At 46.8% G+C, this 13,680-nt stretch carries 15 protein-coding genes; all 15 read right to left on the minus strand.

Annotation, left to right across the window (positions count from 1 at the left end):
• Nucleotides 1–6 precede the first annotated feature (6 nt).
• A complete protein-coding gene (locus MKY98_RS22880; RefSeq protein ID WP_341011266.1) occupies nucleotides 7–417 on the minus strand; it encodes a phage tail fiber protein in 411 nt (136 codons plus the stop codon).
• A 12-nt stretch (nucleotides 418–429) separates the two neighbouring features.
• Nucleotides 430–996 (minus strand): phage tail domain-containing protein, encoded by a 567-nt coding sequence (locus MKY98_RS22885; RefSeq protein WP_341011268.1) that lies wholly within the window; start codon nucleotides 994–996, stop codon nucleotides 430–432.
• On the minus strand, nucleotides 993–5,444 hold the full coding sequence (locus MKY98_RS22890) for a phage tail tape measure protein (RefSeq protein ID WP_341011269.1): 4,452 nt from the start codon (nucleotides 5,442–5,444) through the stop codon (nucleotides 993–995). The genes MKY98_RS22885 and MKY98_RS22890 overlap by 4 nt, the downstream gene beginning before the upstream one ends.
• A gap of 198 nt (nucleotides 5,445–5,642) precedes the next feature.
• Nucleotides 5,643–6,032, minus strand: coding sequence for a hypothetical protein (locus MKY98_RS22895; protein WP_069291510.1), 390 nt, complete (start codon nucleotides 6,030–6,032; stop codon nucleotides 5,643–5,645).
• Nucleotides 6,029–6,631 (minus strand): major tail protein, encoded by a 603-nt coding sequence (locus MKY98_RS22900; RefSeq protein WP_069291509.1) that lies wholly within the window; start codon nucleotides 6,629–6,631, stop codon nucleotides 6,029–6,031. Before MKY98_RS22900 ends, MKY98_RS22895 begins: the two co-directional genes overlap by 4 nt.
• Nucleotides 6,632–6,635: 4 nt before the next feature.
• On the minus strand, nucleotides 6,636–6,971 hold the full coding sequence (locus tag MKY98_RS22905; protein WP_069291508.1) for a hypothetical protein: 336 nt from the start codon (nucleotides 6,969–6,971) through the stop codon (nucleotides 6,636–6,638).
• Nucleotides 6,971–7,357 (minus strand): HK97 gp10 family phage protein, encoded by a 387-nt coding sequence (locus tag MKY98_RS22910; RefSeq protein ID WP_341011272.1) that lies wholly within the window; start codon nucleotides 7,355–7,357, stop codon nucleotides 6,971–6,973. The genes MKY98_RS22905 and MKY98_RS22910 overlap by 1 nt, the downstream gene beginning before the upstream one ends.
• Nucleotides 7,350–7,661: a phage head closure protein gene (locus tag MKY98_RS22915; protein ID WP_341011273.1), complete on the minus strand. Its 312-nt coding sequence runs from the start codon at nucleotides 7,659–7,661 to the stop codon at nucleotides 7,350–7,352. Before MKY98_RS22915 ends, MKY98_RS22910 begins: the two co-directional genes overlap by 8 nt.
• Nucleotides 7,658–7,933, minus strand: a complete 276-nt coding sequence (locus tag MKY98_RS22920) for a hypothetical protein (RefSeq protein ID WP_341011450.1) — start codon at nucleotides 7,931–7,933, stop codon at nucleotides 7,658–7,660. Before MKY98_RS22920 ends, MKY98_RS22915 begins: the two co-directional genes overlap by 4 nt.
• A gap of 2 nt (nucleotides 7,934–7,935) precedes the next feature.
• Complete coding sequence (locus MKY98_RS22925) at nucleotides 7,936–8,502, minus strand: head fiber protein (RefSeq protein ID WP_341011274.1); 567 nt, start codon at nucleotides 8,500–8,502, stop codon at nucleotides 7,936–7,938.
• Nucleotides 8,499–9,809 (minus strand): phage major capsid protein, encoded by a 1,311-nt coding sequence (locus MKY98_RS22930; protein ID WP_341011276.1) that lies wholly within the window; start codon nucleotides 9,807–9,809, stop codon nucleotides 8,499–8,501. The genes MKY98_RS22925 and MKY98_RS22930 overlap by 4 nt, the downstream gene beginning before the upstream one ends.
• Nucleotides 9,809–10,384, minus strand: coding sequence for an HK97 family phage prohead protease (locus MKY98_RS22935; protein WP_445671406.1), 576 nt, complete (start codon nucleotides 10,382–10,384; stop codon nucleotides 9,809–9,811). The genes MKY98_RS22930 and MKY98_RS22935 overlap by 1 nt, the downstream gene beginning before the upstream one ends.
• The gene (locus MKY98_RS22940; protein WP_445671403.1) at nucleotides 10,377–11,579 is read right to left on the minus strand and encodes a phage portal protein; all 1,203 of its coding nucleotides are present in this window, start codon (nucleotides 11,577–11,579) and stop codon (nucleotides 10,377–10,379) included. The genes MKY98_RS22935 and MKY98_RS22940 overlap by 8 nt, the downstream gene beginning before the upstream one ends.
• A gap of 1 nt (nucleotide 11,580) precedes the next feature.
• A complete protein-coding gene (locus MKY98_RS22945; protein WP_341011278.1) occupies nucleotides 11,581–13,308 on the minus strand; it encodes a terminase large subunit in 1,728 nt (575 codons plus the stop codon).
• Entirely contained in the window at nucleotides 13,305–13,655 is a 351-nt protein-coding gene (locus MKY98_RS22950; protein ID WP_069291499.1) for a P27 family phage terminase small subunit, read from the minus strand. Before MKY98_RS22950 ends, MKY98_RS22945 begins: the two co-directional genes overlap by 4 nt.
• Nucleotides 13,656–13,680 lie beyond the last annotated feature (25 nt).

Here is a 13,680-nt window from a genome sequence, read left to right on the forward strand (position 1 = left end):
TCACGCCTACCCTTCATCTACTTTAATTTGACCTGCCAAGAAGCGCAGCGTGTCATTCGTCTGGACAGTTCTTGGCGTTTTGACTGCACCGTGATATACAAGATTGCCCCCGGTTGCTGCTGTGCGAATGCCGATATGAGTGACCAAGCCCCAATCTGTTCCAGCGATAGGGAAAGAGACATCACCCACGCTGGAAGTGACGGCTCTACGATCCGCTATAACTGGTTCTGAGAACGTCACAGCACGGCGCGTATAGCCTCCACCGCTTACCTCCTGCCCTGTGTCCGCATCAGTTGGACTACTGGTGTATAGGGCAATGTAAAGCGTTTGAGGGGAAGCAAAGTTAACTCCACGCAAAGCCGCATTAATACAGGCTGTTTTCCACCAGTTCGACTTACTTAGTAATATGTCTGCCAATATAAAGACCTCCTATTCTACTTGATATTCATTAGCAATTCTGAAGCTGCGCAAAGTGGTGGTGCCAATGTTGGTAAGTACGATATATGGATAAGCACGGATATTACCGCCCGAGTATATCTGTACATTCTCAGGTGATTTTGTGATTATGGTTTCATAGATACGCTCCTGCCCAGAGGCAAAAGGATCAAAGGCAATCAAAGGCAAGGAAAATTTTCCTACGCCCATAATTCGTTCTACGTCAAAACTACCTGCGTATTGAACCACAAACGCCTGTCCCGGACGCTCCCGCTGCTTTAGCTCTAACTCTCTCGGCTTGCCGTAGCTGTCCACCAAATGTGCAGCCAAGGTCATGACACGCTGTTGCAGCTCCATATAATCTTTTGTGATAAAAGCACACTCATAAGTGAAATTTCTTGCCTCATGATCGGCTCCATAATTCCACAGCCCGTTACGCCCCGGAATAGATAACGTCCGGTCTACCGTGTTTGGTAACCCCGGACGTTTGGACGTACCCAGCACAAAAAAGCCCAATTCAGCATTGGACTTCCCACCAAGCCATATCATTTCATCAATCAACGTGTTCCACCTGCCCCGCGTGCGGCTCCCTGAGTAAGCGCAAATAATTCATACGCCATCTCTTTAGCCAGCGATTTAATGTCTTCGTCCTGTCTGACGTTGAACACTGCTCCAGCAAATAAGCCTTCCATATTGATATTGGTTACCCCGTTCGCTCCGGTGTCACCTGCTGCTGGTGATACGGAAGGCTGAACAGCGACAGCCATTTCATGCGCCTGCTGCCTAACACTGGACATCATACCCGCCATACCTTGTACAAGCCCTTGACCAGCCATTTCACCGATCCACGCCATTTCACGGGAAGGAGAATGAATGTCTAACGCTTTTTGCATGGTAGTACGAACGGAATTGGCAATCTCTCGCGCTTTAGCTGTTACAGCCCCTTGCATAGAAGATAAACCATTCAACAACCCTTGCATGGCCTGTTTGCCGATGGTTGGCAGATCGGCTTTCATGGCATTAAATTGACCAACGGTACCGGACCGGATGGCTTTTACCTTTGCTTCAAAGTCCTTTTTCAGTCCGTCCATTTCGGTGTTGGCCTTGGCGCGAAGCTGCTGAATCTGTAGGTCAGTGTCTTGCCGAATCCCCTGTAACTCTTGCACCGCAATAGCCCGTGATTCTGCGGACTTGGTACGCCAAAGCTCCGAATACTCCGCAAGTTGCGAATCAGTCAATTGATTCAGCGCTGCCAGCTCAGGCGCAGCCTTAGGCCCCATCTGCCGTAGTTCCTCCAGCAAACCTTTATCAATGCCCCGTGCCGCTAGCGTTTCAATGCTTGAAGCCCAGGTAGCAAGATAATCCACCTGACCGCGCAAATTATCCAAGAGCTGCTGTCCGGTTGTCTCTGACTTCATGACGACAGCATCAAATAAGCCAGCAAAATCATTAATAGATTTCGCTCGCTGCTCTACCGCCTGCTCATATACCTGATTAAGCCTTAATTCTTCAGCCGCTACATTTTCATTGATGGCCTTAGTCTTGGCTAAAAAGTCATCGCCAGCTTGGTTCAACTGGTTATAGATCTCCAGTCTCACCTTTCCCGCTGCTTCCTCTGCTGCTTTCCGCTGCTCTGATCCAGCTTTATACCGGGCCTGTACCTTTTCCCAGGCTACAAGCTGCTGAGTCAACGAAAGCTGATTCGCTTGAGTCTGCTTATCTATCCACGCTTTAGAGTTGTCAAAAGACTGTTTTAGCGCCTGTTCCTGTTCCTTGGTTAAAGTCTTGTTTACCTTGGATATTTCTTCTGTTACTTTGCGGTATTGCGCTGAGGTTTTAGCATATTGCCCTTGCACACCTTGCAGAGCAGCGATGTACTGTGACGTGTCCAGCGTACCGACTTTGTATTTATGCTGTGCGCTGGCAAACGACTCTTTAAAAGCGTCATTCACCTTTTTCGCTGTATTTTTGGCGGATTTTTCAGCCGCCTTAGATTTATTATCAATCCCGTTCGCTAAACCCTGCGAGATGTATTCACCGTATTCTGTAGTTAATCGGGATGGTGAATGAATACCGAAAAATCTTTTTATTTGCTCAGCCATGCCCTCAGATATTTCCTTGGTCTTCTTCATAACAGCATCTTTCATATTTGCAATACCGTTGATTAAACCCTGGATAATATCCTTACCTATTTTAACCATCGTCTGGAATGCATTTTTGAACAAAGCTTTGATGCCGTTCCAGATTGTCGTAACAACTGACTTTGCATTTTCCCATGCCCCGGCCCAGTCACCTTTAAAAACAGCCAGCCACGTTTTGATAATGCCTGAGATAACCCCTATTACGGTTTCCACCACAATTTTGATGGTATTCCATGCACCTTGAAAAACCGTCTTGACCACATCAAACACGGTTTTGAACAATGTGGTAATGGTAGCGCCCCACGTATCCCAAAAAGCTTTAATTTGCGTAAAGACGGTTTTTATCACTATAAAAATAGCCGTAAAGGTTGCACCAAAGATGGTATTCAGGATCGTGAAAATTCCTTTAAAGGCTTCAACGATGGTGCTGCCCCATTTATCCCAAAAGGCTTTAATCTCATTGAATATAAATTTAATGGCTTCAAAGATCGCTGAAAAAATAGTGCCGTAGAGAATCTTTAAGCCTTCCAGATACGCTTTGAAGAACGTGGTAATATCTTTGCCCCACTTATCCCAAAAAGCTTTTATACTGTCAAAAACGGACTTGACCACATCGGCAATCGCGTTAATAACGGTGTCAAATACAGACTTGACCAGATCCCACATTCCTTGAAACAGTTCAGTGATTTGCCCGCCCCATTGGTCCCAAAAGTCTTTAATCGCTCCAAAGATAGCCATAGCCGCCGCCTTGATAGCCTCCCAAGCGGCATTAAGACCATTACGCACTGTTTCATTGTTATTGTATAGATAGGTCAGGCCAGCCACTAAAGCGGTTATGGCTGCTATTGCAATGCCTATCGGTCCGGTCAATGCGGCGACAACCGGACCAAAAGCGGCAAAGGCTCCAGATACCGCGCTAAAGGCTGTGATGATCGTACCTATAGAAGATATAATGGTGCCGAAGATTACAACCAGCGGGCCAATGGCTGCTAAAATACCCGCTATAGCAAGCACAACCATTTGCATAGATGGAGACATAGACGAAAACGCAGTCGCAAGGGTATCCACGGCCTGTGTGATCGGCGGCAGAGCTTTTTCGGCTAGGCTTACCAGTGTTTCGCCCAGTGGGGCCAGACTACTTTGTAAGTTACGGATTAAGATATTGAAGCGGTCACCTAAGTTATCTTTAAGTGCAGCTCCTGCTTTATCCGTTGATCCCTTAAAATTCCCTAGGTCAGTATTAACCGTAGCGAAAAAATCACGGAACTGTGGCCCCAAGTCCTCCAACGGTGTACCCATGAGGGCTACCGCTGTTTGTGCTTGTTTGGCTGGGTCCTTCACGCCCGCAATGGCTGTGACAACCGCACCAAAAGCCCTCTGCGCACCTTGCCCACCAGCGTTTATGTCATTCTCTACCTTCTTAAAATCCAGTCCTAAAGAGGTTAGGGCATTACGTGAGCTTTTACTTCCGTCTCCTACTCTCAGGAACGCTTCTTTAGCGCTGTCCCCAATTTTGTCCAGATTAAACGCGCCTTTTTCAGCGCCTGCAATCAGGATAGCGGTGAACTGTTCGGCACTGTAGCCTAAGCCTTTGAACTGTGGCGAATATTCCCGTAAGGTATCCAGCAATTCATCTGAGAAGTTACCCCCGCGCTGAAAACCTACGGTGATAAGGTCCATAGCATCCGATCCAGAAATTTTGAAGTTCTTCATCAGCACGGAAGCGGTACGGGTTGTTTCATTTACTTCCGCATCAAATGTTTCTTTCAAAATCATTGCTTTTTGGGTTAAGTCGGTCAGTGTTGAATCGTCCAAACCTCGGATATTTGTTTTAGTGGTAATAAGAGCTTGATTAACTTCACCAAGGCTTTCCCCGAATCCGTTCTTCCAGATACCCTGAGCTGCGACAGCCAGCTTTTCCGCTTCCTCTGCCGTGATCCCCAGGGAAGCTTCCATTTTCCCTGCTGCTGCGTCCAGATCCATCGCCGTTTTCCCAGCTACCGCACCGATAGCCACAAGCGGCGCAGTAACACCCGCCGTAAGTCCTACGCCGACACCTTTAATTTTATCGCCTGCCGCCTTGAACTTTTCCCCGACTTCCCCTATCTTGTTTCCTGCATCGCCTGCTTCATCGCTTAAATCGTCCAGTTCACCACGGGCTTCACGTAAGCCGTTTTCAAAACGTTGTAGTTCCTGTTCTGTACGGACCAGCTCACGTTGAAAAGCTCGATACTGTTCTTCCGATATATCCCCACGCTGAAACTGCTCTGTGACCTGCTGTTGAGCGCTGCGAAGCGTGTTCAGCTTATCGGATGTATTGGAAATGGCATCGGATAGAAGCTTTTGTTTTTGGGCTAAAAGTTCGGTGTTCCCAGGATCAAATTTCAAAAGCTGGTCCACTTGCCGCAGTTCTGTTTGTAGCTCTTTACTACGCTTGTTAACACCGTCCAATGATGCGTATAAATCCTTGGTGTCTCCATTAATGACAACGTTAATTGTCGGCACGTTCAAACTGTTCAGGCTGTTTTGCAGCCTTTTCAATTCCTGTTCAGTCTGGACAAGCTCTCTTTGAAAAGCACGGTACTGACCTTCTGTGATATCGCCACGCGCGAATTGGTCAGCTACTTGCTGCTGCGCTGCTTTTAGGGTTTGAAGCTTGTCTGAAGTATTGGAAATGGCATCTGTCAAAATCTTCTGCTTTTGAGCAAGCAATTCCGTGTTACCTGGGTCAAATTTAAGCAGCTTATCAATCTGTTTTAACTCACCTTGTAAATCCTTGCTTCGTTTATTCACATCTGATAAAGCAGCCGATAGCCCTTTTGTCTCTGCTCCGATAACGACATTAATACCCTTGATCGTTTCAGCCAAAATCTACACCTCCCCTCTTATCTGCCGTAGAACGCGTCTATATCATCCTGTGTCGCCTCTTTGGATTCCTCTTTGTTGTCGCTCCCCGTGAAGCTACGGGCTAAATCTATAAGTTCCTGACATCTCAGGTCATTAATCTCTGCAAAGCTCAGGCCGATCCGTTTACCAATAGCTAACAGGTCCATTTCAAGATGTGTGTTATTGGTTGGCTGGGACGCCGCCTTTGATCCCGCTGGACTTGGACTGCTGACGAAAAAAGCCTTCCGTGGCTTCCTCCAATGCCCCGACAAAGAATGTAGTATCCGAAAAATCCAGATCATCATCTAAAGCAGCAAGCCATGTCGAAAACCCGTCATATGGTTTTGGGTATTCGGCTGATTTAGCCATAGCCCAGACCATTTGCAAGTTGGCAAGAAAATCAATAGAGCTTGGATCAATTTCAACGTTTGGTCCTCCCCCCACATTACCGCCCACCATTTTCAACATATCGCCCAGCAAATCCGACTTAAATTCCTGCTTATAAAATAAAAGAGCCAAGGCACCCGCCTTGACTCGAATTTGTTGACTACCAATGGTTAAATCTCTCATGCTTCTGCTCCCCCTGTAGTTACATTTGTGAATTTAGGCGTATACACAGAATCAAAAAACGCGCTATAAGCAGCAGCATTTGTTTCATTTAGCTCCAGGTCACCTTTAACAACTGTGCGCCCACCAAGCTCAATCGGGGAAACTGTCAGGTTCAATACATCGGTTGCAACTTCGACGGATTCACCTTTCGTTTGGCGTTCCTTAGCCGGTCGGTCAGCTTGGCAATCGTAATAAACAAAGCGGCGGTTCTTCTGATCGCCCTGTACCTGTCCAAGCAGCGCAAACTTTTTAGGCGTTGCATCCGACACTTCCACCAACATTCCGTTTTCGTCAATGATCCACCCAAGCATTCTGGCCAGAATATCATCGGGAACCAGTGCTAATTCCAATTCACCTGTATAGCCATTGTTCGAAGTCGCTACGTAATACTTAGTATTATCGGCGTAAAACTCCGACTGTTCCCCCTGCGCCTCCGGTGTCCAGCGTACCGCACCTGGAATAGGGATAGGTGTACCCCAAGCGGGTTGCGTTGTACTGTCCTCATCGTAAAACGCGATATGCACCTTATTTAAACCAAATGTAACTTTGTTTTTATCCATTTCGTCACGCTCCTATAAGTTGAATTTCATATAAAATCTGATACAGTTTTTCATCATCCAGCCAGCTTTCTACCTTGCTATAGGGCAAGTTCAATTCCTTTAACTTGTCTTGGACTTTCTTTTCGGCTGCCAGATCCTTCTTAGCAGTGTACAACTCCACCTGATAGTTCCCAATATCTACATAATTTTGATTATCTGCTATCATGTCAGAATTGTACGCAAACTGATACGTTATGAACGGTGGAGGCGGGGCTGGTTTTTGCGCTGTCCCTGTGAAATGACTATAAGCAACTGGCATACCCAATGACTTAAGTTCAACAACCAAATCCGATTGTTCCATTACCTACCTCCGTTACGAATGATGCGCTTGATATCATCCGCAAGATGTGCCGCGTGGTGTTCATAAGCAGGCCGTAAGTGAGGATAAGCCCTTACCCGCCCACCTCCGCGCTTGGCATGTCCAAACTCCAGCAAATGCACACGGCGGGAATGCTTTTTGTTCCAGACCACCAGCCGTTTTAGTGTCCCTTTGCTTTGGTCCGATACTTTGAAGCCCTTGGCGTACTTCCCGGTATGCTTAGGTGCGCTTGTCTCTGCTTCCTGTCGTACCTTTTCGGCTACTTCATCCAAATGCTGGTCAATTCCCTTTTCCACATCATCGGTGTATTCCTGCACGGCGCGGGTAAGTTCTGAAACAAGCTGATCAATTCGTATGTCACTAGCCATCTGCCGCCACCCTCTCACACGTCAGTTCCAGTTCTTCAAAGCCAGTTGCATAGGTGCGAATAACCCTGTACAGCACGCCATCAAAACGGACAGACTGTTCATAGTTGTACTCATAGCCATGAATAACAAACACCATTTCAGGCCTTAGCCCTGCAACCGCTGCATTGTAAAACTCAGTACGTCCCACAGATTGGAGTTTACACAATACGACCGTCTCTACTGGATCACCGGAAATCTGATTTCCTATATCGTCCTGTATAATTTCACCGGGCATGATTAGCGTAAGTTCATGATCCCAACTCATGGTAACCTCCGGTTATGAAGAATTAGATTGTGTAATCTGAATTGGAGATGACGCGGCATAGCCCCGGATTCATCCCGGGACTGATACCGCCATGTAGCATAGTCAGCACAAAAAAGAAGATGATTGAAGTTCTCCGCATCAAGCGTAAGCCCTTTTTCATCTTCCAGTTCGGTAATGACTGATTTTACAATAGACTCCAGATAACTGTCACGCACAGTTGTACGAATGCCCAGCCGTTCTTTTACAAGGTTAACAATTGTGGAGGCATCCATAATCAACCCTTGGCTTCTAAAGCCGTTACGCGGGCCGCTAGAGCGTCATACTGGGCCTTTGTGACCTCGCCCGGATCTCCTTTATCTCCCTTGTCGCCCTTGTCACCTTTTGCCCCGGCTGCGCCCGTTGCCCCAGTATCGCCTTTATCACCTTTTGGTCCTGCTGGCCCGGTTGGTCCCGCTGGGCCTGTTGCTCCTTTGTCGCCTTTTGGTCCTGGTTGTCCTGCCCCGCCTCCGGTAGTAGAGCGAATCACGGAAGCCAACTCACCAGCCTTTACCTCTTTGGCTACATACCCGAATCCCGTTTCTGACGCTACAACCACACCGCCAGCGCCTGCCGCCACTGTTGCCCCGGCCGCGATGTCCTCACCAGCTTCCACTAACCAAGTGGGGCTATTGTTAATGATTACGGTGATAACATCACCCTTTTTCAACTTACCCGTGGATCGAAAGTCAGGGCTGCCGCCTGCTGTCGTTGCTGCTAGTGTGATACCTTCAGCTCCTACCGTTTTAGATAGGAGTCTGTTTGCTGCCACATCCTCAGTCACTACCGCTGTAAACTTGCTCATCCCTGAGCACCCCCCGCCGTAATTGTGAGCACTGCAAAGTATTCTTTATAAACTGGTTTGCCGTCATATCGTCCAGTACCCTTGAATACCGTTTGGTCCTGAATAAAGCGCACTTCTTTAGAGCTTTCAATTTTTACCCCTGCACGTTCAGCCAACAAATATTTCTTGAAGTCACCCAAGACGATTGTTTCAGCCGGGGCATACTGCGAAAATACAATACGGGTACCGTCTGGCAGGAGTGGATTAGTTGCATTTTGTACAACCACTCTACCATCTGCTGTTTTAACAAGCGTTTGCGGTACAATGTGCTTGTAATAAGTGGATCGACGCATAACAGCAATGACTTCTTCAATTGGCGCTCCGTCTTCTCCATCATCAATCAGTGCCAACTGGGTGACAATACTTTCGATAGATTTATCCACGGTAACATTGCGGCTTGTATCATCTTTCAATGCCGTTACCACCCCAAGCGGCTGTTTTGCTGTCGGGCCTGTACCAATCAAAATAGCCTTGTCCAAAGCCTTACCGATTGCCATTGCCAAACGACGTTCGACAAAATTCGCCAAATCAATCATGCTATCCTCTAAAATGGCGTTGCACAGAGGAATAAAGCCGCCCACTTTAAAGCCATCCAGTTCGGTTTGTGTGAAGGCATCTGCCAGCTCTTGAACCGGATCACACATTTCAACCCAAATCGCTTCAGGAATTGCACCGTCCAAAATAACACGTGCATCACCATTCAGCGGAACAACCTCAACTTCTTTGTAAAGGCGGCTAAAATCACCAATTCTTGTGCGGATCATGTCAATAACAACGGTTGGAATCGTTGCATCTGCTCCTGTGAGTGCACGATTTTCTTTCACAGCCGTAGCCAGTGCGGAATAAAAATCACGTACCTCCGGTTGGTTCAATCTTTCAAGGGTTTGCGCCCGTGTTTCGTATTTGTTGCCTCTCATTCTTGTTTCGCCTCCTGTTTGTGTATGGTTTCTTTCGGATGGTGCTGCAGCTGGTGCAGGGTTCGGGGTATTATCAGGCGCTTGGCTGTTGAGTTGTTCCAGCTCTCCTTCAAGTGCTGCAATCTCACCTTCCAATACGCCTTTCTGCTCAGTAATCCCCGTCTTCTCCTGCTCCAGCTCCGTAACGCTTTCTTCTACAGCTGCAATTTCTTCGTCGGTGGCGGCTTCCTCAATTGCGGATTCCAACTCATCGGATCTCGTTTGCAAGCTGCGTTCTTGCCCCAACAGTTCTTCAAGTGCAGCCTTACGCTGCTGAATCTTCTTCGCAAGCATAATTTGTCTAAGTGCCATTATTTTTTCAGCCTCTCTTTCAATTGGTGTTTTCGTTGCAACAACTGCCGCGAACGGTGCTGCTCAACCTCAGATTTTCGCGCTTGAACGCCCGTATCTGCATAAGCGGGAAAGGTGCAAACGGAAACTTCGTGAAGGTCAACCTCCCTGATTGTCCATTTAACAGTTCCGTCCTCTCGCCAATCCGTGTCTTCTTTCAAAATATTGAATCCAAAGGAACACTGATCCACGTCCCCGCGTTTGACGCGCTCGTACATGTTCACTGCGTCACTATCGTTCGGATTCACCTTCACACGCCCCCACAAGCCGTGAGAATCGGCTTTAAGCTCCAGCGTGCCAGATTTATTCCTACCAAGTACCAGCGTTGTGTCATGGTTAATGAGCGCCCGTACATCGTTCCCCAGCGTGGTATTAAAAGCTTCAGGGGCCAACTCTTCAAATGCTCCGGTCCACAACTCCGTTTGACGATTGAACACAGCAAAATAGCCTTCAATGAACATGTCCTGTCCATCCTGTTCAGATCGGGTTTTTAACTCCGTGTGCAGGCTGCGCACAACCTTCTGACTCCTATCCATCATCCTCACCTCCCCCCTGGTTTAATTTTTTCTGATCGCCAATCATGCCAGCAGGGATATAATTTTCTAAGATGATGCGTTCGTTCAATCCTTCAAGCGGCGATAAACCGATCCAGTCCCGTACCTCGTTCCCCAGCATGAGGCTGCGAACAAAAAGATTGCTTCCGACATCTGCCAGCTCTTTGAGGTCATAAGCGTAAAGGCTACGGGGATTAAACTTGAAATATAAATCCGGGCTGTAAAGCAGCTTGCGGGTCAATTCTTGGACAAGTCCGGTAGCCATCGGCAGAATCGTCGTATTGATGAAGCTGTTATATTCATCTTTTTTGAAGTCACCAACCCCAACAAAAAAAGCCGGCACTCCGAAGAGGCCCGCCACTGTCCGTTTATCCAGTTGTACCGAATCGTTTATTGCCAAATCGTTCAGGCTCAGGGGTTTGACCTGCTCCACATCAATCATTTCCGCTGGAATGATCCACGGCTGTCCTGCCTCAGACCGTTTCAAGTACATATCAAATACTTTTTCTCGCCCTTCCTCGCTGCTCAGTTCCGCCGTATTCGCGTCAACCTTAATAATGAGTGAGGGCATATACTTACCAGACATAAACCCCTTCTTGGTCGCCGTAGCCTGCTTGAGATTATGAATAATATCCTTGAGTACAGCCCGGTACCCCTGCCCTTTCCACGGCCGTTCAGGATCGGGGTTTATGATAAAGTGAAGTACCTCATCATGCTTATAGGTATTTCCTTTATACAAAATTTGATATGCGTCCAATGTCTCCATAAAGCTGACGCTGGACGGCTTGAGTGGGATTAAATCGGCTATCAAACCATTTGATATTTTGGGATATACCACACTATTCCCCTCGCCCGAAAGCAGTAGGTTTTGAACGATGTTGTATATCCATGCTTTACGCGTCATGAGGCTGTAAGGATTAACGTCCAGCTTGCGAGAAAGCTCATTCTTAACGCGAATATCCCCATCACTCGTGTTCTGCATCAGGTGAATTGTCATGCTGCTGATCAAGTCAGCAATCTTATGAACAGCCATCTTCACTTCAGGATTATCGGAAAGCCTTGTATAACCAGGTACACAAAGCGTGTCATATGCATCCTGTGTCAGGAAATAACCAATACTACTTTCCGGTGCAGCCCGTGTGTCACGTTTCTTGCGCATCCAGTCTCTTAGCCCCAAATCACCCACCTCCATTAAGCCACTTTGAAGCACTCGTGGACTTTTCCATATTTTCAAGCTTTCTTACACATGCAAAAACAGACGCATCGAATATATCTATGCGCTGCTGAGGGTTCACCTTTTCGTATTGAATCATGTCATCCGTCTTCTCTATGGCACTAACGTTCTGCACACAATATTCATATGCCTGCGAATGAAGGTAATAAAATTTTCCTTCCTTCGTTTTTTGTTCAATACGTCTAAACCCTTGAGATTTACGCCAGAAATATTGAGGCTCGTCAATCATGGAAAAACCAGACCGCTTCATGTTCAAATAAAACTCTCGACTGAATTTCCGGTCAAAACCTACCTGTTTGATCTTGAAGCCCATCCTCTTCATTTTGACAAACCAGTTCACAATATCTGCGTAATTGACTACAGGACTATTGCACATATCCAGCCAGCCATCTTCCTTCCAGCCAAATAGCGGAATGTTGTCTTCCTCCGCTTTCTTGGCTGCGGCTACCACTGGGAACCAAGCATGTGAGACCACAATATCTATTTCCCCATAGCTACCATACAGTGCCGATGCTGTCAGGTCATGCAGCTTAGACAAATCAGCCCCGCCATACCAGTCAATAGGAAGCTTCGCCAATTCCTCAAGTGTCCATTTATATTTACGGTCAGACGCTTTAAATTCATCCAAATTGAAGTAAGCCCGCATTGCGGCGGTGTACACGTTCAATGACTTGGAAAAGAAGTCTTTACGTTGCTGTGGATCATTTTGGGCTTGCAGAGCATCATTAAAGATGTCATCTGGACGAATGGTTATGCCATAATTCGGATTCGCTTTTTCATGTTGCACCGGGTCAGTGTAATCAACTTCACCTGTATCCGGGTCCTCGTCCGCCTTAGCAATAAATACAAAGTAAGTTTCATCCTGTACCGTTTGATCCAGTATTTTTTTGCAAAGCTGCAACCGCTGATAACAGAAGGTTGTCATGTTATCGCCCGCAGTAGTAATACCAATCATTAACTTGTTGGAATACGGCTTCATGGCTTCTTTGATGATGTTATATTGCTTCGGCTTGGTGTAAGCGTGTAGCTCGTCAGCAATGGCGATATTACAGATTAAAGAATCCTGCTTATCCGGGTTAGCGGCTAATGCCTTAATGTACAGAGTACCATCGCCTAAATCGCCGCTTATGCTATGCTCTTGGTTATTGTCCAGAACGCGGAAATTTTCTTTTTCGCCCATTTTGTCTAGGTTGTAATTGATAAAATTGAAACTTTGTAACGACTGCTCAAGCGCAGCGCCGACAATGTAAATCTTTGAACCGGAACGTCGATTCAGTAATGCCAGTGCCCAAGACAATGCAGCCACAAACCGCGTCTTTCCGTTTTTACGAGGAATGAAAATAAAGGCTTCTTTGTACCTTCGCAGGATGCTGCCCCTATGATAGAACCCCAGCAGATTGTAAATGATAAACTTTTGCCACGGTTCCAATAAAAAAGGCTCCCCACTTAATGGAGTGCCGTCTAATCGTTCCCCCACATCATGAACGAACGTTTTTTCTATGATCCCAATGACAAATTCAGCGTCTTTAGGGTCAAATGTGTATTCCGGGTTTTCCAGATCGCGCATGAATCGTTCACAGCCCTGGACAATCTCTTTCCCCGCAATCTTTCTACCCTCAATGATACTGTTGGCATACTCCATAACCAAATCATAATTCTTAAATTTGTTCATGAAAGCTCACTTAATGCAGCCGCAAGAGCGGATTTCCCTTTCGTTTCAACCGTCACAGTCTCAAGGGACTTCGGATTCAGACAGAGGCGGTCGGAGTATGCCAAAATGTCCTTACGCAACGTTTCAAGAGATGCAAGAATTGGGCTTTTTTTTGCGCCTCCCTGATCGGTACTTACCTCATATTGGTAACCACCTTCCTCAAACTCTTTGGTCAGCGTGTTGTACTGAAAAACCAGTTCCGCGTATATGTCAATTATCCTATTGTACTGCGGTTTATGAATACCAAGTGCTTTCATATCCGCAACAGTTGCCCGCTTGATCGTCTCCTTTGTTGGTGACTTCGCCACATGCCTTCACCTCCCATTTACTGTA

This window comes from Paenibacillus sp. FSL M8-0228, from assembly GCF_038007385.1.
Taxonomy (GTDB): Bacteria; Bacillota; Bacilli; order Paenibacillales; family Paenibacillaceae; genus Paenibacillus; species Paenibacillus polymyxa_D.

Excerpts from the sequence above, each read along its gene's own strand:
- MKY98_RS22895 (WP_069291510.1), bottom strand. The coding sequence starts at position 6,032 with ATGAGAGATTTAACCATTGGTAGTCAACAAATTCGAGTCAAGGCGGGT.
- MKY98_RS22900 (WP_069291509.1), bottom strand. The coding sequence starts at position 6,631 with ATGGATAAAAACAAAGTTACATTTGGTTTAAATAAGGTGCATATCGCG.
- MKY98_RS22905 (WP_069291508.1), bottom strand. The coding sequence starts at position 6,971 with ATGGAACAATCGGATTTGGTTGTTGAACTTAAGTCATTGGGTATGCCA.
- MKY98_RS22910 (WP_341011272.1), bottom strand. The coding sequence starts at position 7,357 with ATGGCTAGTGACATACGAATTGATCAGCTTGTTTCAGAACTTACCCGC.
- MKY98_RS22915 (WP_341011273.1), bottom strand. The coding sequence starts at position 7,661 with ATGAGTTGGGATCATGAACTTACGCTAATCATGCCCGGTGAAATTATA.
- MKY98_RS22920 (WP_341011450.1), bottom strand. The coding sequence starts at position 7,933 with ATGGATGCCTCCACAATTGTTAACCTTGTAAAAGAACGGCTGGGCATT.
- MKY98_RS22925 (WP_341011274.1), bottom strand. The coding sequence starts at position 8,502 with ATGAGCAAGTTTACAGCGGTAGTGACTGAGGATGTGGCAGCAAACAGA.
- MKY98_RS22930 (WP_341011276.1), bottom strand. The coding sequence starts at position 9,809 with ATGGCACTTAGACAAATTATGCTTGCGAAGAAGATTCAGCAGCGTAAG.
- MKY98_RS22935 (WP_445671406.1), bottom strand. The coding sequence starts at position 10,384 with ATGGATAGGAGTCAGAAGGTTGTGCGCAGCCTGCACACGGAGTTAAAA.
- MKY98_RS22945 (WP_341011278.1), bottom strand. The coding sequence starts at position 13,308 with ATGAACAAATTTAAGAATTATGATTTGGTTATGGAGTATGCCAACAGT.